The sequence below is a fragment of the Scytonema sp. HK-05 genome (assembly GCF_963872035.1).
GTDB lineage: Bacteria > Cyanobacteriota > Cyanobacteriia > Cyanobacteriales > Nostocaceae > Kalymmatonema.
Map to the genome: position 1 here is coordinate 23,650 of NZ_CAWMYC010000123.1, position 19,481 is coordinate 43,130.

The window sequence follows — 19,481 nt, forward strand, 5'->3', positions numbered from 1 at the left end:
CGCTTCATCCATGACGTCTGTCGCTGCCACTCCTGTTGAATTGAAAGGGCATTGAGTAGTAAGAATCTCAATCAACAATTACTTATGATGAGGAGTAATCAAATTTATGAAGATTGTTCAAGAAGTTTCCTTGATTAGTATTGGAAGTTTTGAGGAGTCTAGCGATTGGTCTATAATTCGGTCAGAAATTCGCAGTGCAATTTCTTTAATTGTGTATCCTCCCGGAACATCAAGCTTCACAATTAACCCAACAAAACATGGAAACGGTGTCAAGCCGATCAAAGAAGCTTGCATGACTACTCTAAGAGACCAATTTGGGTGGAGGTTAGAAACTCCAATAAGGTATGCCACCAAGTCACCAGGAAAAGTAGATGCAACAAAAGTGATAGATGACTATCTCTTTGCACTTGAGTGGGAGACTGGCAACATCTCTTCAAGCCACCGAGCAGTTAATAAGTTAGTTCTCGGATTATTACGTGGTGTCTTTCTCGGTGCTGCTTTAGTGCTTCCTAGCAGAAAGCTGTATCCTTACCTAACTGATCGTATTGGAAACTACGAAGAGCTAGAGCCATATTTTGATGTTTGGCGGGCAGTCAGAATACAAGAGGGTTTCCTTGCAATATTTGTAATTGAACACGATCAGGTAGATACTAGCGTGCCGAGAATCACAAAAGGAACAGATGGTCGCGCCCTGGTCTAGGATTAGTTAGTCTCAAAGTGACTACTGAGTTGAGAAGGGAAGGGAGAGTTGAGAAGCATCCAATTTGTTAGGCTGAGGCTTTGATTTCTTCTTTCCTCTGGCTGATTCCCAGTGTTCCATATGTCCATTAGCTAGGTTGGTAAGCCGTTCCAGTGCTGGCTCAGTATCACCAATCTCTGAACCAATCCAGTAACGCTGTAGTTTTTCTGCCGCATAAAACGTAGTTCCAGCTCCCCCGAATGGATCAACCACAAGGTGTCCTGGATTAGATGCCATCGCAATAATGCGCTCTAGCATAATGGGAGCAAGCTCATTAGGAATTCGTTTCTTGTGGCAACGATGTCGAACTGGTGGAATATCAGTCCACATTTCCTCAGCTAATGTCCATAACACCTCATCGCTATCTGCGGCTGAAGCATCTTCCCAAACGTCTTCTGGACCATCCCAAACATCCATTAAGTTAATTCCTTTTTCATTCAATTTTTTGCGATGTCCACCATAATCACGAATTTCGCCACCGCAATGCCGACAAACTTGAATAGGTGTATAAATCTTGTTGAAAACCGTTGGTTCTCCTTTCGTGTAGTAAAGCAATCCATAGTGTGCAGGTGACATTTTTCGACCTCTTGGAAAAGCTTTAGGCATTCTGCAAGCTATCCAGTGACGAAACAGCATCCCCTGTCGGTTTAAATAAGCACCATACTCTATACACCACTTTGGTAGGTTGAAGACAAATAAACTTCCACCCGACTTAAGTACCCGAATACTCTCACTAAGCCATTCCTGAGACCAGATAAGGTATTTCTCTGCTTCCATCCGATCACTTACGCCTTCACCATATTGCTTACCAATGTTGAAGGGTGGATCAGCAAATACAAGATCTACAGACGCATCAGGCAAGACCGATAAAAGCTTTAGGCAGTCACCTTGATAAAGAATGCCATAGTTGCTGATATAAATCTGCCGCAACCTCTGCTGATTAGCAATCGAGGGCGAAATAAGTTGAAAGGGTAGCATTGATGTTATTTTTAGCACATTTTTTATAGTGTAATTCTATAAACTCTATTGACATATGTCAATAGAGTTTTTCTGAGAACCTGTAGTACGGGGTTGATAAGGTTTCCCGGTTGGTTGATTCTTGTATCTCTTGATTTCTGAAGCTTCTACGTAGTAGTAACGTCCAAGTTTACAAGCTACAATCTGTTTATTCTTAATCAAGTCATGCACTCGTTGACGGGTAACACCGAGTAACTTGGCTGTCTGAGCCACAGAGAGCAAATCAGGGGTATCTTTTGAGAAGGATTCTGACATATGTCAACCTGAAAAAAAGCTGCGACTTCACAAGTAATTTGTCTGACCATTATAAAAATTGGAGAGGTAAAACCTCCCCAAGGTATTCTTAGGCAAAGCGCAGGAACGAGAAATACTCGTAAATCATGCAGATACTAAGCGACGCAAAGATTCAGAACGGCGTTTTGCCGTGGTATTATCTGGCTGAAGTTTCAGTGCTTCTTCATAAGCTTGCAGAGCTTGAGCAGTTAATTTTTTCCGCTCGTATGCATGACCGAGATTGTTCAGCCCTGTCACATAGTCGGGTTTAGATTTGACGGCTTCTTTATAATGACGAATCGCTAAGTCATACTGTTCTTGTGCGAAGTAGGCGTAGCCCAGCCCATTATATATATATGCTACATTTTCTTCTCCTTCTTCTTCGGCGGCTTTGATTGCTTTTTGAAAGAAGGTTATTGCCTGGGAAAATAGTTTTTTCTCAGAATAAATACTGGCTAACTCGTAATATTCTTGAGATGTCCCTTTTTCTTTAGTCAGCTTGTTTCGTAAGCGTGACATGGTGCTTTCCAGCTTACGACTTTTGAACACCTGGCGAAAAACGCTGACACTCGCAATTAAGAGCAGACCCACAAAAATTGACAGATAAATAATCGCTAGATTGTTATCCATTGTCTTTATTTAAAGTTTCTTCTTTTTCTATTATCAACTTACAGGGAACAGTGAAAATTATGGCTGATAAAAATTTTAATTTATATTTTGATTGATAATTTTTCATGCATAATTTATACTTCCCTAATTCAGGGTAATCCCCAATATGTAGCGCGTTGCTGGAGCCAACCAGAATTAATATAACGGGCAATGGCTTCGTTTACCCGCCTTCGTAATTCATCGTACTGTAATCCCTTGGGCATTACCACAGATAATGGTTCTGTTGATAGCTTGGTTGGCAGTAGACGATACTGGGGATATTGTTGCACCCAACCGCTAAGAACGCTAGTATCTGCGGCAAAAGCATTTGCAGCATTGTTTTCTAAGAGCGCAAAGGCTTCTTGATAAGAATCTACTCCCACTAACTCGGCATTTGGTAAATAATAACGCACGTTGGCAATGGTGCTGGAATTTTTGAGGACGGCAATTTTCCGTTTTGCCAAATCGCTCAGCCGTTGCAAAGAAGTATCTTTTGTGACTAAAACAGCGCCATCAAAGTAGTAAGGAACACTGAAACTTACCAAGCGAGAGCGTGAGGAGGTTGCTGTGACTCTGGCGATCGCCATATCCACTTTATTATCTAAGACTACGGATAGGCGATCGCGATTTGCCACCGGTTGCAATTTCACAGCATCTGCTTTACCTACTAAATCAGCTGCCAATGCCTTTGCTAAGTCGATTTCCAAGCCTTGCAAATTGCCGCTTGCATCTCTAAATCCTAGTGGACGCAAGTTATCTTTGACGGCAACATTTAAATAGCCCCGCCGCTGAATTTCGGGCATTTCTGCGGCAGATGCTGATAATTGTGTATCTGCTATCACATAGGAAATCAAAAGGAAAAAAATGGCAGCGGATATCAGCAGATGTAACCGACAAGCTGCTTTCCATCTGTTACATCCGTTATCCATCCGTTGCCACCTTTATCCTTTGGCTTGGCTTGCTAATTCAGCGACTTTGCTGAAGCTTGCTGGATCGAGAACTGCCAATTGAGCCAACATTTTGCGGTTGAGTTGGATGTCGGCTTTTTTGAGATTCCCAATCAACTGGCTGTAACTCAAGCCATGTAGGCGTGCAGCAGCGTTAATGCGGGTGATCCACAGGCGGCGGAAATCGCGTTTGCGTTTTTTGCGATCGCGATAGGCGTTCCGCAGCGCCTTCATCACTCTTTGATTGGCGGTTCTAAACAGAGTTGAGTGGGAACCGCGAAAACCTTTCGCTATTTTGAGAATTTTTTTGCGGCGTTTGCGAGCAACATTACCGCGTTTTACCCGTGTCATATCGTCTTAGTTCCTTAACAAATTACAAATAGGGGAGCATGAGGCGCACGTTTTCTTCATCGCGCTCGTTGACAACTGCCATTTTCGACAGGTTACGTTTCTTATTGGAAGATTTGTGCTGTAGCAGGTGGTTTTTAAAAGCTTTGCGACGTACGATTTTGCCGGTACCTGTGGCACGGAATCTCTTTGCCGCTGCTTTACGGGTTTTGAGTTTAGGCATGTGCTGGCTTTAATTCGACACAATCTATAATTATAAACTAAGAATTTGGAAACGAACCGCCAAGACGCAAAGAGCGCGAAGAAAGATAAAGAACAAGAGATGAGTTTTGATAAACAGGAACTTTATGTATGGATGAGGTAGAGATTGTTAATTATGACCCGCGTTGGGCTAGTTTGTTCGCCCAGGAGGCAGAACGTATTCGTCAGGCGATAGGTGATTTCATTGTTGCTATTGAGCATATCGGTAGTACAGCAGTGCCAGGACTGGCGGCAAAACCAGTAATTGATATTATGGTGGGAGTGCGGTCTTTGGAGGAGGGTAAACGCGCTATTCCTGTGTTAGAGGCGTTAGGGTACGTGTATTGGCGTGAAAACCCTCGTCCTGGACGGATGTTTTTTGTCAAAGGAATGCCGCCATACGGGAAACAGCGTACTCATCACGTCCATGTGGTTGAGGTGTACGGGGAATTTTGGCAGCGAAAGTTATTCCGCGACTACTTAAGAACGCATCCTGAGGAGGCGCAACGTTATCAAGCTTTAAAACGGGATTTGGCGGCGCGTTTTCGCATAGACCGGGAGGCTTATACTGATGGCAAGGCAGAGTATATCCAAACGGTTATGGAAAAGGCAAGACATGATCAATCTGGGGAAAATAAACCTGAGTAAAGGTTAACCTTTCGTGCTGCTGATTTTGGGATCTACAACGATTTGTGAGCCGGATTTGTTGACGTGGTAAGTCCAAGAATCGTCTCGCACCCCAACAACGACTTCCCAACCTTTAATCGGCTTGTATTCCCTGGTGCAAACTTCTCCAAATTTGAATTCGCAAGGATTTCCAAAGGTTTTTGGAGTGGCTTGAGCAATTTCCAACTCACGGATTGCTACGCCGGAACGTTTGGAAGCATCACGTAAAATAGCATTTGCTATCCGTTTTGGCAGTTCGTTTGAGATCTGGTTTGTGTTTTGAGATATTTGAATGCGGCTGTAGCTGGAAAACTGGTCTGTGTTTTGGGATATTTCAACGCTACTGTAGCTGCTCTGTATCTGTTCATCGCTAGCAAAAGCAGCAGTAGAATTGTTGGCACCAAGTCCGAGTCCATTGTATAGCAGGCTCGTTAAGGCTAGGGTTAACAAAACATCCTTAGAGGACTTGAGTGTTTGGTTAAGTGCAGGATATAGTTTGTTTATGTCTTTCATAGAACACCCTTAAGATTAAATAAGTTAAATTGCCGCTAGGAGCTATGCCCTTAGCGCAAGTTTTGATTTTTCTATACAACTAGAGACTTCAAACTCAAGTCCCAAAGTTTCGGATTATGTGCCGCTTTTCTTTGTGTCTCCTCCGAGATTTGTTGCCATTGTGACTATGCATTGGGGAAACTGGCGTTTGAGTGCAGGAAATACCGGACAAGGGGTTTGCTCTTGTAAATTCTCTGGTTTACTCCAGGTAAATGGAGCTTTAGAAGCCGCAGACATCCATAACAGGCGCTTTGCCCTTGTCATGGCAACGTAGAGTAAGCGATACTCTTCTGCTGTTTTTAGGTGTTTTGCCTGTTCCCAAGCTGCGGTGACACTAGGTAAGGTAGATTTCGCGTGGAGAGCAGCACGAATTTGGGCGCGGGCAACTTCTGATAAAGTAAAGTCACCTAAAAACTGGCTTTGGGGAGGAACCCAAAATCTGCCAGGAATTAAGTTTTCATGCAGAAAGGGTATGAAAACGTAGTCCCAATCCAGCCCTTTTGCTTTATGCATGGTGATAATTGTGAGTTGACCGGAACGGGTGTATCGTGCTTCTAAGTCTTCTGTTTCCACAGGTTCAAACCGTTCGGAACTGACGATTTCACTTAATACATTCAGCATCGCCCCCATCGAAGTATTGCCAGCTATTTGCTGATTCACCCGTTCTGCTAATTTGTCGGCTGTTGCTAGTTCTGCTTGCTCGTAATTAAGTGTTAGGGCGATGAATGAAATTAACTGGTACAGGGGCAGTTCTAAACGAGCGCGAAGTAAACTCCGACACAGGCGAGCAGCTTTTTGCACGGGCTGTGGCTGAGGTGCAGCCAAAGGACCTGGATACAAAAATTCTTCGGGCAAAGTTGCAAGGGCGTTGAGGTCTTGCGTTTCAATCAATCGCCGATGTACAAGGACTTGTAATGTCCCTTTGAGGTAGTCGGGAGAATGAGGGCGATCGCAAAATTGCAAAACTGCCAAAATCTCTTCCGGGACATGAGAATGGCGATCGCGTTCCCCAACATCATAAATTGGAATTTCATGCTTTTTACACACTGAGGTCAACGCCTCTGCTAACCACCGTCCTTGACGGTTCTCCCGCACCAAAATAGCTGCACTAATTTTGTCCGCGTCCTGAGAAAATAACTCTACAACCCTCTCGGACAATAACTCGACTGTGTGATGAATATCACGAGGCGTGTACAGTTCCAGTCCCCGTCCCACAGCTTGCGGATTGACATCATTTTGACGGTGATTGAATTCAACAGGGCGAATTCTTTGAAAACGAAATGGTGATGGGGAGATGGGGAGGTGAGGAGATGGGGGGGATGAGGAAGATGAGGAAGATGAGGGGGATGAGGGAGATGAGGTAGAAATTCTCCCTTGTCCTGCTTGTCCTTGTTGTCCTGTTTTCACATAAAGGCTATTCACCCATTCCAAGGCAAAGTTGGCGGCGTCGATAATAATTTTGGTACTGCGACCAGCTTGATCCATTGTCACCAGTCGCCCTTGGGCGTCACACTCTTTGCAGAATTGCCGAAAATAAATTGGATCGGCTGGGGTGAAGGTGGAGTTAATCGCTTGGTTGGGATCACCAACGCGAATCATATTTGGCGGTTGGTTGGGGTTGTGGGCGTCAGTGGCGAGAATTGTTAAGAGTCGCGTTTGCAGTGGGCTAGAATCTTGTGCTTCGTCTTCAAAGACGGCGAAAACTTGATTTTGCTCGATTCTCCGGGCGTTTTCGTTCTCCAAAACGCGCAGGGCGGCTAAAATCATGTCATCGTAGTCGATAAAGTCACGCGATCGCATTAAACTTTGATATTGCTCGTACAACCCAGCCGCGATGCTTAAAATTTCATATTCGTCTGTGATTTGCTTGCTGAATTCACGCAAATCTTGGGGGAATAGACCAGAACTTTTTGCCTCATGAATGACTGTAGTCGCCAGTTCTGGCAAGACTTCTGTACGTAACACCGACTGACGCCGCAGTCTTTCTGTTTCTTCTCCGTCAAATTGAATACCTTCTAATAACCGAGAATAACGCCCTGGATGGGTGTTAATCCATTGTTCTACAGCAGTCCGGATGAATCGGTGACTTTGGTTGGGGGTAATTAATGTAACATTTTCTAACTGTAAACCTGATAAATCCGGATAGCGGTTGGCTATATTTAAGGCAAGACCATGTAGCGTGTGTACAGTAAAGCCAGTCTGAGGTAAAGATAATTTTTTTAAGTATTCGCGGATTTTAACTTTAATATTGGCAACAGCTGAGCGAGTAAAGGTAACAACAATCAGTTGACGACGGCTATTGCGACGTAATGCAGAAGATTGATCATACTGACGGGCGATCGCAATTGCCGCTGCTGCTGCCATTCCTGTAGATTTGCCAGCACCGGGAACCGCTGAAACAGCCAGTGATCCACAGTCCCAGTTAGCCATATGCTGCTGTCCGAGACGCAGGCTATCACGGATACTTGCTATGCCTGTCTCTCGCAGTGAAGACACAGACAATGAAGATACTTCTATCGATTGAGATTCTTGAGGCACTGATTTATCAAATTAGCGTCTTATTTAATAAGATTTTAAATTTTGAACGGCAGATGGACAAAGGATGTACGTGGATAATGTTCAGATATTTATCTGCCTTCATCTGCCGTTGCAATTTTGGACTAGGAATTGTTAGTTGTTCTACTAACCACTAACGACTAACCATTGAAAGGAATGGCAAATCGCAAACTGTATCTACATTATCTCGCTTTAGCTGGGGCGATCGCCCTGGGTGCAATCTTGCGTTTTTGGAATTTGGATCTCAAACCTCTGTGGATGGATGAGGTGATTACTGCCATTTTCAGCTTGGGCAAAAGCTACAACGATTTGCCTTTGGATGTCGTACTACCCCTGGAACGTGTACCAGAGATTTTTACTATCCAACCAGGAGTGAGTTGTTCTCAAATTGCCAAAAACCTTGCAACCCAGTCTACTCATCCGCCGCTGTTTTTTTGCGGGATGTACAGTTGGTTGAACTGGTTGAGTCCTTTGGGAAGTGAGTGGATTGCAAAATTGCGATCGCCAGCAGTGTTTTTTGGTATTGCGGCAATTGTAGCAATTTACTATGTTAATCGTATTGCCTTCTCTCGCTCTGCGGGGATAATTGCAGCAGCTTTTATGGCTGTTTCTCCCCTAGCTGTTTACCTTTCCCAAGAAGCACGACACTACACATTACCCATGCTCCTGATCGCTTTATCTTTACTGGGGCTGGTGCAAGTTGTCAAGGATATCGAAAAGCGCCAGAAAGTTAGACTTTGGGTTTTGCTGGGATGGGCAATCATTAATAGTATCAGTCTTTATGTCCATTACTTTTGTATTCTTGCCTTGATTGCCCAAATTGCTACGCTACTGGTGCTGATCTGTTGGCGCAGGGCAAATATCATTAACAAACGCCAAATTTGGCTAGCACTGATTCTATGTGTAAGTGTTGTTGCAATTAGCTTTTTGCCTTGGCTACCAGTTGTCTTTAATAACTATAACCGTTCTGAAACCGCTTGGCTGGACCCTCCGCAAAACATTTCTCCACTCTATCAAACTCTCATTAGTTGGCTGCTGATGCTGATTTCTCTTCCTGTAGAAAATCAGCCTTTGGCAATTGCAGTCATATCTGGGTTATTAATGCTTTTGTTTGGTGTATGGGTGGGTTGGCAAGCTTTCAAAGGGTTAAGACAGCTATGGTATGCACAATCAACGCATTTAGCGACACTTACTCTCTTAAGTTTCTCGATTTGGGTATTGTTAGAATTTTTTGCCATTGCCTATTTCTTAGGCAAAGATATTACTCCTATTCCCCGTTATCACTTTGTTTATTATCCCAGCTTTTGTGCCCTCCTTGCTGCGAGTTTTGCTCAAATAAACAAGAAAGAAAAAAGAATAAAAAATTCCATCTTCAATCTTCAATCCTCATTCTTCATTCTTTTCCTTGTCGGCATTCTCAGTTGTGTTTTCGTTGTTTCCAACTTAGTGTTCCAAAAACCCTTTCAACCTGAGAAAGTCGCGCAAAATATGAATCAAAATCCCTCACTCCCCCTTATGATGGTGGTGGGATACAGAGATTACCAAGATGTGGCGTTAGGGTTAAGTTTCGCTTTAGCACTGGAACCACTTCGGGAAGTAGGGAAAGACAAATTAATCTCTTCATCTCCCTCATTCCCCTCATCTCCCTCATCCCCCTTATCTCCCTCATCCCCCTCATCCCCCTCATCTCTCTCATCCCCCTCATCCCCCTCATCCCCCTCATTTCCCTCATCTCCCTCATCTGACATTGCTTTCTTCAAGCAAGCACCAGACTTTGCTCCTGTCTTGCAAAAACTTTCCGAACTTCCTACACCAGCTGCAAGTAAGCTTAATTTATGGCTTATTGGTCCAGGTAGAAAACGCAAAGACTATCCACAGCAGATCACACTTTCGCAGCAAATGACTTGCACCATAGATTCCTTGCAGCACTACCGCGTTGGTGTTCCCTATCAACTGTATCGCTGTCAACAACCCAGCGCCAACCCGTTCCGGGTATGGCGTGGGCTTGAAAGAGTCCTAGTTGACCAGACTCAGCCTTTAAAGGCTACGTTAGCGGCAAGAGTTAAAGACCTACTTTGAGGTGCGTGCCAGCCTCAAGCTCTAGAATCAAGCAGTTAAACAGGTTTAAAGGGTTAAACCAGTGGTGCTTGAATAGTACCCCTTCGGGGTTCGGCAGTCGCTCCTGGGGGGAACCCCCGTTCTGCGCGCTGCCTCACCGACCGCTATACATTGTCGAGGCAAACTTTACTCCCTTCGGGGAAGAGGCAACAGTAATGTACGTTTTCGTATTAGACCAAAATTTGAAGCCGCTTGACCCTTGCCATCCAGCAAGGGCAAGAGAACTACTCAAGGCAGATAGAGCGGCAGTATTTCGACGCTATCCTTTTACGATTGTGTTGAAGGATAGAACGATTGAAAATTCTGTAGTTCATCCGCATCGAATCAAGATTGACCCTGGAAGCAAGACCACAGGGATTGCTGTTGTACAAGAACCAATAGGTCGCGTTACTACAGCAATTGAAGTCACTCATAGAGGGCAAGTAATCCGAGACGCACTGTTGTCTCGTCGGGTATTAAGAAGAGGTAGACGTAACCGAAAAACCCGTTACCGTCAACCACGATTTCTCAACCGCACTCGTAAAAAGGGATGGCTGCCACCAAGTCTTGAAAGTCGAATTGCTAATATTATGACTTGGGTGCAACGAATTAGAAAGTTCTGCCCAGTTATCGCCATTTCACAAGAGTTAGTTCGGTTTGATACAAGCGCGTTAGTCAACCCAGAGATTTCTGGGATTGATTATCAGCGAGGTGAGCTATTTGGTTTTGAAGTCAAGGAATATTTGCTTGCTAAATGGGGAAGAAAATGCGTTTATTGCGATGCTCTCAACCTGCCACTAGAAGTCGAGCATATTGTTGCCAAAAGTCGCGGTGGTACAAATCGTGTTAGCAATTTAACATTAGCTTGCCGCCCTTGCAATCAAGGTAAAGGGAATCAACTAATTGAGCAATTTATAACAGGTAAGCCTGACTTGCTTAAACGCATTTTAGCCCAAGCCAAAACACCGCTAAAACACGCAGCAGCGGTTAATGCTACTCGATGGGAATTGTTTCGGAGGTTGCAGCAAACCGGGCTACCAATAGAGACAGGTAGCGGCGGTTTAACTAAGTTCAACCGCAAGACGAAAGGGATCGAAAAATCTCATTGGGCTGACGCTGCTTGTGTTGGTACTAGCACACCTCAACAATTATTAATCAAACCCATTAAACCACTTTTGGTCGTCTCCATTGGACACGGCAGAAGACAGCGTTGTGGTACTGACCGTTATGGCTTTCCGATTCGTCATGCACAACGAGCTAAATTTTTCATGGGCTTTGGAACTGGTGACATCCTGAAAGCTAATATCCCAGCTGGTAAATATGCTGGAATTTATATTGGACGGGTTGCGATTAGATTCAAACCAAGTTTCAAGTTAACAACAGGAGGCAAGAGTTTTGACGTTCATCCTAAATATTTGCAAGTCATTCATAAAGCCGATGGCTTCGCGGTTTTATAGTTGGCGGCAATTCCCCCCACACCGCCCGTTAGGGACGGTGTGGGCACCCTTGCCGCATTTTTGGTGGAAAAAGAAGATTTTGAATTTTTAATTGTGAATTTCTTAGTTGTCTTTAATAACAAATAAACTTAGTCTACTAACTATTGACAAATAGCTACAACTTTTTTAAGTTATATTATAGCGGTTTTAAATTGGGTGCAATACATTAAAGAATTAAGGAACCGCAGACGCACAAAGCATTGCAGGCAGATAAACCTGTACTTCATGCGGATGAGAACCGCTACATGTATTTGCTAGTCGTTAAAAATATCACTACAACACTTATGAGTAACAAGTGTTGGCAACGCAGGTATATCTAAGGTTTACATGGTGTAAAAAATAACAATTTTAATATGATAATGAAGAAAAATTTCTTCATTATTAATCAAAAAAATGGAGTATTTATAACTTAAGAGTGATAATTTTTTGAGAATTTAGCTATAAAAAAAGTTTAAAGTACGTAAAAATTTTCTATTTAATATATTTAAAAATAATTGTTATTATAACAGTCCTAAATCATTCGTAAAACTCTCTTTTATCCAACTGTGGACCCTCGGGGTTTGGATTGGTTAATTCAATCAAAGCCTTTAAAAAAAATCCGATAGGATTGCTATAGGTGCATTTAACCAAATACCCATGCTCTCTACACAAAGCGTATCCATGAATTTACAAGATGTGATAACTGCTGATAATGTTAATTTGACAAATTGCGATCGCGAGCCGATTCACATTCCTGGCTCTATCCAACCTCACGGTATTCTCTTGGTTTTATCGGAACCTGATTTGGCAATACTTCAAATCAGCAATAATACACGAGCTTTACTGGGTATTCCACCTGAAAACTTATTAGGACAGCACTTATCTATTCTCCTTGAACCAGATCATCTCACTGCTATTGCTGGCTGTCTTCAGGGAGATTTTGAACATCTCAATCCCCTGAAACTTTTGGTTCGCGCTCAAGGGAAATCGACTGAATTTAATGGCGTTATTCACCGTTCGCCGCAGAACTATCTCATACTAGAACTAGAACCCTGTAATCTTGAAACAGTCAGCAGTTTTGTCAACTTTTACACTCTGACACGCGGCACACTTACTAAACTCCAACAAGTTTCAAACTTGAGTGAATTAAGTGCGATTATTGTGACAGAAGTAAGAAAAATCACAGGGTTCGACCGAGTCATGGTTTACCGGTTCGATACTACTGGTTCAGGTGAGGTGATTGCCGAAGATAAATTAGAGGAATTAGAGCCTTACCTAGGTTTACACTACCCAGATACTGACATTCCCAAACAAGCAAGACATCTGTATATTGTCAATCCACTGCGCTTGATTCCCGATGTCAACTATCAACCTGTAGCAATTATCTCCCTTCCACCTCCCTCATCCTCCTCATCCTCCTCATCCCCCTCATCTCCCCTACCTCCCCTCGATTTAACTTTCAGTGTGTTGAGGAGCGTTTCTCCGATTCACATTGAATATCTGAAAAACATGGGAGCTCAAGCTTCGATGTCAATTTCACTTATAAAGAACAATAAACTATGGGGCTTAATTGCTTGCCATCATCACACTCCTCGATTTGTTCCTTATGAAATCAGAACAATTTGTGAGTTTTTAGGAAAGGTGATGTCTTTAGAACTCGTTTCTAAGGAAGAAAATGAAAATTTAGATTCCAAATTGCAGTTAAAGTCGATTCAAACAAAATTTATAGATACAGTAGCCCGAGCGCAAGATTTAACTGATGCTTTAGTGCAAGACAGAGCAACTTTGCTCAAACTAGTCAACGCTGAAGGTGTGGCAGTATGCCTTGATGGTCATTTGATGCTGATTGGTAAAACACCGAAAGAATCAGAGATTCATGACTTAATTGCCTGGTTAAAGGACAAATTTCACAACTACCTTTTTGTCACCGATTCTTTACCTCAGCAATACCCTCCAGCGATGGAGTTTAAAGAAGTCGCAAGTGGTTTGTTAGCTCTTTCAATCACCAGAATTAGCAACAATTATGTATTGTGGTTCCGTCCAGAAAGATTGCAACAGGTGAGTTGGGCAGGAAATCCTCAAAAGCCCACAAAAATAGAACCCGATGGTAGTTTAACGATCTTCCCGCGTCAATCGTTTAAGTTGTGGAAAGAAACTGTATCCGGTACATCCTCACCTTGGGAGCAGTACGAAATAGATGGAGCAATGGAACTGAGAAGTGCGATTGTCGGGATTGTTCTTCGCAAAGCTGATGAACTGGCTGCTATCAATTTGGAGTTACAACGCAGCAATAACGAATTAGATGCTTTTTCTTACATTGCTTCTCATGATTTGAAAGAGCCATTACGGGGCATTCACAACTACTCAACATTTTTGCTAGAAGACTATGCCAATGTTCTGGATGGAGAAGGAATCTCGAAGTTAGAAACTTTAGTGCGCTTGACAAAGCGCATGGAGGATATCATTAATTCCTTGCTGCATTTTTCCCGATTGGGACGACAGGAATTAAATATGCAGGTGATAGACTTTAACGAGTTGGTGAAGAATGTTGCTGAAGTCTTTCGTATGAGTTTAGGAGATGCCAATATTAATATCAGGATTCCCAAACCTTTGCCAACAATTCGGGGCGATCGCGTTTTACTTGAGGAAGTCTTAACAAATTTAATTGGCAATGGCTTCAAATATAATGACAGCCATGAAAAATGGGTAGAAGTAGAATGTTTAGAATCCCAAAACCAACCCGAGGTTCCGAGTCCTTTTTGGACATTTTCCGTCCGGGATAATGGTATTGGCATTCGTAAAAAACATTTGGAAACCATCTTTCGGATTTTTAAGCGACTGCATGCTCCTGGCAAGTACGGCGGTGGTACGGGTGCGGGTTTGACCATTGTGAAGAAAATCATCGAACGACACGATGGTAAAATCTGGGTCGAGTCTACTTACGGTCAGGGCAGTACTTTCTATTTCACCTTACCACGTTAAACAGATATGCAAGACTCATTACTTCAGTCAGTTCTCAATACCCAAAATATCAACAAAGCCATCTTATTAGTGGAAGACAGCGACGAGGATTTTGCAGCATTTAGCCGGATGCTGGGGGAAGCTGCTTTTTTCAACCCAGTGTACCGTACCTGCGATGGCGATGATGCCTTAGACTATCTCTACCACCAAGGGGAGTACGCCGATCCAGCCACGTCTCCTCGTCCAGCCATCATTTTGATAGACCTAAATCTGCCTGGAACTGATGGACGAGAGGTGATTGAACAGGTCAAGCAGGATGAGGCACTCAAAAGTATTCCTATTGTAGTATTTACCACTTCCTCTAGCCCAAAAGATATTAAAAGTTGTTACCAATATGGTGTGAATTGCTATATGCTTAAACCGATTGGTGTGGAAGCCTTAAGAAAAACCGTCCGAATTTTTTTAGATTACTGGTTTAAAACAGCTATTCTTCCCAATTCTACACAGTAATGAAGGAGAGCCAACGCACAATTTTTATTATCGATGATTGTGTAGAAGACCGCACGGCATATCGTCGCTACTTAGAGCGCAGCACCATAGATCATCGCCAATACAGTTGTCAGATTGTAGAATTTGAATCCGCAGCAGAAGCGATTGAGCGTTGCCAGCATTCGATGCCAGATCTCATCCTGCTCGATTTCATGCTACCAGATGCAACAGGGCTAGAATTTATTGAAGAATTAAAGCTTTCTACTGGTAAAAACTTGTTGCCAATAGTCATGCTGACGGGATATGGAAATGAGAGCGTTGCTGTGCAGGCGATGAAAAGCGGCGCGCAGGATTATCTAGTCAAGGGAAAGCTGACAAGTCAAGCTCTCAATCGTTCCTGTTCTACGGTTATGGAACGGGTGCGCCTCATGCAGCAGCTAGAACAACAGCAAGAGCAGCAACGTTTGATTGCGACAATTGCTCTGCGGATTCGTCAATCCTTGAGCTTAGAAATTGTTCTCAATACAGCAGTCGATGAAATTCGTAACTTTCTCAAGGCGGATCGGGTGCTTGTCTACCAGTGTCCTCCAGATATGAGCGGCACAATTGTTGCAGAATCTGTTTTGCTTGGGTGGAACTCGTGCCTCAATACCAGATTTGAGGATACCTGCTTTCAAAATATGAGAGCAAGCGATCATCACCGTCGCTCAGGTGCGGTTAATGATATATATGCAGCTAAATTGTCTGACTGCTATGTTCAAATGCTAGAACAGTTTCAAGTCAAGGCAATTTTGTTTGTCCCGATTTTTTCGAGTACTCAACCCCAAGAAGCTGAGCAATCTGTTTGGGGTTTACTGGTGGCTCACCAGTGTTCTGCTGCGCGTCAATGGCAGTCATGGGAAATAGATTTGCTAGAGCAACTTTCTGTGCAACTGGGGATTGCAATTCAACAGGCAGAACTTTACCAAAACTTGCAAAACCTCAATACACAGCTAGAAGTTAAAGTGCAAGAGCGCACAGTTCAATTACAGCAAAGCGAACGCAAATACCGTGCCATTTTTGAACAGACTTTTCAATTTATTGGGTTATTAGCTCCAGATGGCAAAGTTTTAGAACTCAACCAGGCATGTTTAGAGTTTTTTAGCAAGAAACACGATGCTGCGATTGGCAAATTCTTCTGGGAGTTGTTCTGTTGTCAGATTGTCCCAGAAGCGCACAGAGGATTACGAAAAGCGATCGCCCAAGCAGCTCTTGGTTATTGTACTTACTGTGAGGTGAAAGTACCTAACGGACAATGTGTTTTGAGAACTGTTGATTTTTCCTTCAAGCCTATTGTTGATAACACAGGGCAAGTTGTCTGGCTGCTTTTAGAAGGACGAGATATTACAGAACGCAAGCAAGCAGAAGAAGATTTGTGTCAACTCAATCAAGAGTTGGAAGCAAGAGTCATACAGCGTACCAGTGATTTAGAGCAGGCAAATGCTAACTTACGCAGCGAAATTGCTCAACGTCAACAAATAGAAGATGAGCTGCGTCAAAGTGAACAGAAGTTTCGTCAACTAGCAGAAAATATCCGCGAAGTTTTCTTTGTCTATAACCATGACTTGAGCGAACTGATTTATATCAGTCCAGCTTACGAAGAAATTTGGGGCAGATCCTGCTCGAGCCTATATCAAAACCCTGCATCTTGGTTTGAGCTTGTCCATCCTGATGACAAAGACACTGTTTTGCAGGATGTCAACAGAAGTTTCAACATTGAAGGTTTCAAACACGAATATCGAATCATCCGACGTGATGGAGAGATTCGTTGGATTTGTACCAGAAGTTTTTATGTTCGAGATGACGCTTATAAAGTTCAACGTGTCGTCGGTTTGGCTGAAGATATTACCGAACGCAAAATTAGAGAAGCTGAACTTCGAGAAACTAACGCCTTACTCCAAGCAATTATTCAATCTGCGCCAGTAGCGATTGATTTAATTGATCCTGAAGGCAATATTGTCCTGTGGAACCCGATGTGCGAGCGTATCTTTGGCTGGGATGCTCAAGAAATCCTTGGTAAGCCTTTACCAATCATTCCCCCAGAAGAATACGGAAAGTTTCTCGAATTTATGCACCAGACGCTTGCTGGTGAGGGATTCACCCAAGTAGAAACTCGTCGCTTCAGGAAAGATGGTTCGATAGTTGACATTAGTCTTTCAACAGATTTGGTACGGGATACCCAAGGAAAAATCATTGGTGGTATTGGAATTTCTCAAGATATTAGCGCTCGCAAACAGGCTGAGTTAGAGATGATTCAAAATCGGGATTTGCGAGAAGCTATTTTTAATGAATCGGCGGATGCCATTTTCCTGGTAGATGCTGACACTCTTTTGATAATTGATTGTAATCGCCGTGCTGTTGAGTTGTTTGAAGCATCTAGCAAAGAGGAACTGATTGATATTCGCGGCAGCACATTACAAAGATATCAGTTCACTCCCCAAGAGATAGAGAAAATCCTAGAAGAAATTAAAATCAAAGGCTTTTGGAGTCAAGAAATTGAATACGTTACCCGCAAAGGCAATTTATTTTGGGGTCATTTAGCTTCCAAACAAATCAGTGTTGCTGGTAAAGTTCATAGGCTGGTACGGATAAGCGATATTAGCGAACGTAAGCAGACAGTCGAACAACTTCAGCATTCATTAGAGGAAAAAGAGACTCTGCTGAAGGAAATTCACCATCGCGTCAAAAACAACCTGCAAATCATCTCCAGTCTACTGCGAATGCAGTCCCGACGTGCCCAAGAGCAAGGTACTATGATTTTATTTCAAGAGTCTCAAAATCGGGTGCAATCTATGGCACTGATTCATGAACATTTGTACCAGTCGCCAGAACTCTCCCAAATAGACTTTGGTGAATACATTCACAGTCTGACGAACAACCTTTTCCGCTGCTATGGGATGAGCCAAAAGACGATCGCCCTGAAGATTGAAACTCATGGCATTAAGCTGACTCTTGATACTGCAATTCCTTGCGGGCTGCTTATCAACGAACTGGTTTCCAACTCTCTCAAGTACGCGTTTCCTGAAGACAGAGGCGGCGAAATCATCATTCGTCTTGTGTTAGGTACAAATGATACCATTACGCTAACAGTAGGCGATAGTGGTATTGGCATTCCAGAAACCCTAGATTGGCAAAATACCAACTCTTTGGGTTTAAGAATAGTACATAATTTAACAAAACAACTTAAAGCTAACATACTCCTTGAGCGCTCAAGCGGTACCACGTTCCATATCACCTTTCCCAGGGCTTTAAAAGCTTAACACCCCTTGCACCAGAAAATGAATTATGGTTCCGATAAAAATCTTGGTTGTTGAAGACGAGCAGCTCGTTGCTGATGACCTCAGGGAAACACTGGAATATCTAGGATATGTTGTTCCTGCTCTCGTCGCAACGGGAGAAGACGCTATTGTTATGGTGGAAGCACTCCAACCTGATTTAGTATTAATGGATATCAGGCTTGGCGGGGAGATGGACGGAGTCGAAGCTTCATTTAAGATTCAATCTCGTTTCCATGTACCTGTCGTCTACCTAACTGCCAATGCAGATCGAGCAACTCTAGAACGAGTCAAAGCCACGCAGCCTTTTGGCTATATTTTAAAGCCCTTTGATGAAAGGATACTTTCTACCACAATTGAAATTGCTCTTGGACGCTATCAGGCAGAGTTTGAGGTACAAAAGGCGTTGTCTATAGCTCAAGCAGATAAGCAAATTGCCCAGTTCCAATCTCAGCTAAAATCTCAATATCTCTATATGGCGGCTCATGAATTTCGCAATCCTTTAACCACAATTAGGTTGGGTTCTGAAATACTCAAACACTACAGCAACCAACTGCCAAAAGAGAAAATACAAAAGCACATCGCTCGCATTCAATATGCCACAGATAGTTTAATTAATCTATTGAATGACATACTAACACTAGGGCAAGCTGAATCCGGCGCAATTGAATGCAATCCTGCACCCATGGATGTTGTTACATTTTGTCAAGAACAAATTGAAACTTTACAGTTGGCAGTAGGAGAGAAACATGAGATGCAATTTTCAGTTATTGGCAACCAACGTATAGCCTGCCTCGATGAAAAACTCCTTTGGCATTTGCTGAATAATCTGCTTTCTAATGCCATTAAGTACTCGCCAGAAGGTGGCATAATATCCTTAACCCTGTCTTGGGAGGAAAAAAACATTTGTTTCCAGGTACAAGACCAAGGAATTGGAATTCCAAAAGAATCTCAGGCAAAGCTTTTTGAACCTTTCCAACGCGCAGATAACGTTGGCAATATTCCAGGTACAGGATTGGGGCTGGCAATTGTTAAGCAATGCGTCGAGATGCATGGAGGCACGATCAGTTTTGAAAGTGAGGTCTGTCGGGGTACAACTTTTGTCGTTAGCTTGCCCCTCCAAAATTCGTGAACTAAGTACACCTGCGAAAAGACAACA

General features: G+C 43.1%; 16 protein-coding genes. 8 read left to right on the top strand and 8 right to left on the bottom strand.

Going from position 1 to position 19,481, the window contains the following annotated elements:
- Window positions 1–106 precede the first annotated feature (106 nt).
- On the top strand, window positions 107–700 hold the full coding sequence (locus AACT52_RS26240) for a restriction endonuclease (RefSeq protein WP_073633968.1): 594 nt from the start codon (window positions 107–109) through the stop codon (window positions 698–700).
- Between the two features lie 21 nt (window positions 701–721).
- Here the strand turns inward: AACT52_RS26240 and AACT52_RS26245 are convergent, their stop codons facing one another.
- The 6 genes from AACT52_RS26245 to rpmI form a co-directional block, all read right to left on the bottom strand.
- Window positions 722–1,717, bottom strand: coding sequence for a DNA-methyltransferase (locus AACT52_RS26245; RefSeq protein ID WP_073633969.1), 996 nt, complete (start codon window positions 1,715–1,717; stop codon window positions 722–724).
- 45 nt (window positions 1,718–1,762) lie between these two features.
- The gene (locus AACT52_RS26250; RefSeq protein ID WP_073633970.1) at window positions 1,763–2,011 is read right to left on the bottom strand and encodes a helix-turn-helix domain-containing protein; all 249 of its coding nucleotides are present in this window, start codon (window positions 2,009–2,011) and stop codon (window positions 1,763–1,765) included.
- Window positions 2,012–2,134: 123 nt separating this feature from the next.
- Window positions 2,135–2,659 (bottom strand): tetratricopeptide repeat protein, encoded by a 525-nt coding sequence (locus tag AACT52_RS26255; RefSeq protein WP_073633971.1) that lies wholly within the window; start codon window positions 2,657–2,659, stop codon window positions 2,135–2,137.
- A 128-nt stretch (window positions 2,660–2,787) separates the two neighbouring features.
- Window positions 2,788–3,606: a transporter substrate-binding domain-containing protein gene (locus tag AACT52_RS26260; protein WP_073633972.1), complete on the bottom strand. Its 819-nt coding sequence runs from the start codon at window positions 3,604–3,606 to the stop codon at window positions 2,788–2,790.
- 12 nt (window positions 3,607–3,618) lie between these two features.
- Entirely contained in the window at window positions 3,619–3,975 is a 357-nt protein-coding gene (gene rplT / locus AACT52_RS26265; protein ID WP_073633973.1) for a 50S ribosomal protein L20, read from the bottom strand.
- A 22-nt stretch (window positions 3,976–3,997) separates the two neighbouring features.
- Window positions 3,998–4,195: a 50S ribosomal protein L35 gene (gene rpmI, locus AACT52_RS26270; protein ID WP_069349133.1), complete on the bottom strand. Its 198-nt coding sequence runs from the start codon at window positions 4,193–4,195 to the stop codon at window positions 3,998–4,000.
- Between the two features lie 128 nt (window positions 4,196–4,323).
- Between rpmI and AACT52_RS26275 the strand changes: the two genes are divergently transcribed.
- On the top strand, window positions 4,324–4,860 hold the full coding sequence (locus tag AACT52_RS26275) for a GrpB family protein (RefSeq protein ID WP_073633974.1): 537 nt from the start codon (window positions 4,324–4,326) through the stop codon (window positions 4,858–4,860).
- Window positions 4,861–4,863: 3 nt separating this feature from the next.
- On the opposite strand, the gene AACT52_RS26280 is transcribed toward AACT52_RS26275, so the two are convergent.
- Both AACT52_RS26280 and AACT52_RS26285 read right to left on the bottom strand, forming a co-directional pair.
- Complete coding sequence (locus AACT52_RS26280) at window positions 4,864–5,391, bottom strand: hypothetical protein (RefSeq protein ID WP_073633975.1); 528 nt, start codon at window positions 5,389–5,391, stop codon at window positions 4,864–4,866.
- Window positions 5,392–5,505: 114 nt separating this feature from the next.
- Window positions 5,506–7,968, bottom strand: a complete 2,463-nt coding sequence (locus AACT52_RS26285) for an ATP-dependent helicase (protein WP_073633976.1) — start codon at window positions 7,966–7,968, stop codon at window positions 5,506–5,508.
- Between the two features lie 174 nt (window positions 7,969–8,142).
- On the opposite strand from AACT52_RS26285, the gene AACT52_RS26290 reads away from it, so the two are divergent.
- The 6 genes from AACT52_RS26290 (at window position 8,143) to AACT52_RS26315 (ending at window position 19,454) form a co-directional block, all read left to right on the top strand.
- Window positions 8,143–10,065 (top strand): glycosyltransferase family 39 protein, encoded by a 1,923-nt coding sequence (locus AACT52_RS26290; RefSeq protein WP_083630563.1) that lies wholly within the window; start codon window positions 8,143–8,145, stop codon window positions 10,063–10,065.
- A gap of 194 nt (window positions 10,066–10,259) precedes the next feature.
- On the top strand, window positions 10,260–11,540 hold the full coding sequence (iscB, locus tag AACT52_RS26295) for an RNA-guided endonuclease IscB (RefSeq protein ID WP_073633977.1): 1,281 nt from the start codon (window positions 10,260–10,262) through the stop codon (window positions 11,538–11,540).
- Between the two features lie 699 nt (window positions 11,541–12,239).
- On the top strand, window positions 12,240–14,540 hold the full coding sequence (locus AACT52_RS26300) for an ATP-binding protein (RefSeq protein ID WP_073633978.1): 2,301 nt from the start codon (window positions 12,240–12,242) through the stop codon (window positions 14,538–14,540).
- A gap of 6 nt (window positions 14,541–14,546) precedes the next feature.
- A complete protein-coding gene (locus AACT52_RS26305; protein ID WP_073633979.1) occupies window positions 14,547–15,029 on the top strand; it encodes a response regulator in 483 nt (160 codons plus the stop codon).
- A complete protein-coding gene (locus AACT52_RS26310; RefSeq protein WP_073633980.1) occupies window positions 15,029–18,307 on the top strand; it encodes a PAS domain S-box protein in 3,279 nt (1,092 codons plus the stop codon). The genes AACT52_RS26305 and AACT52_RS26310 overlap by 1 nt, the downstream gene beginning before the upstream one ends.
- 25 nt (window positions 18,308–18,332) lie before the next feature.
- The gene (locus AACT52_RS26315) at window positions 18,333–19,454 is read left to right on the top strand and encodes a hybrid sensor histidine kinase/response regulator (RefSeq protein ID WP_073633981.1); all 1,122 of its coding nucleotides are present in this window, start codon (window positions 18,333–18,335) and stop codon (window positions 19,452–19,454) included.
- Window positions 19,455–19,481 lie beyond the last annotated feature (27 nt).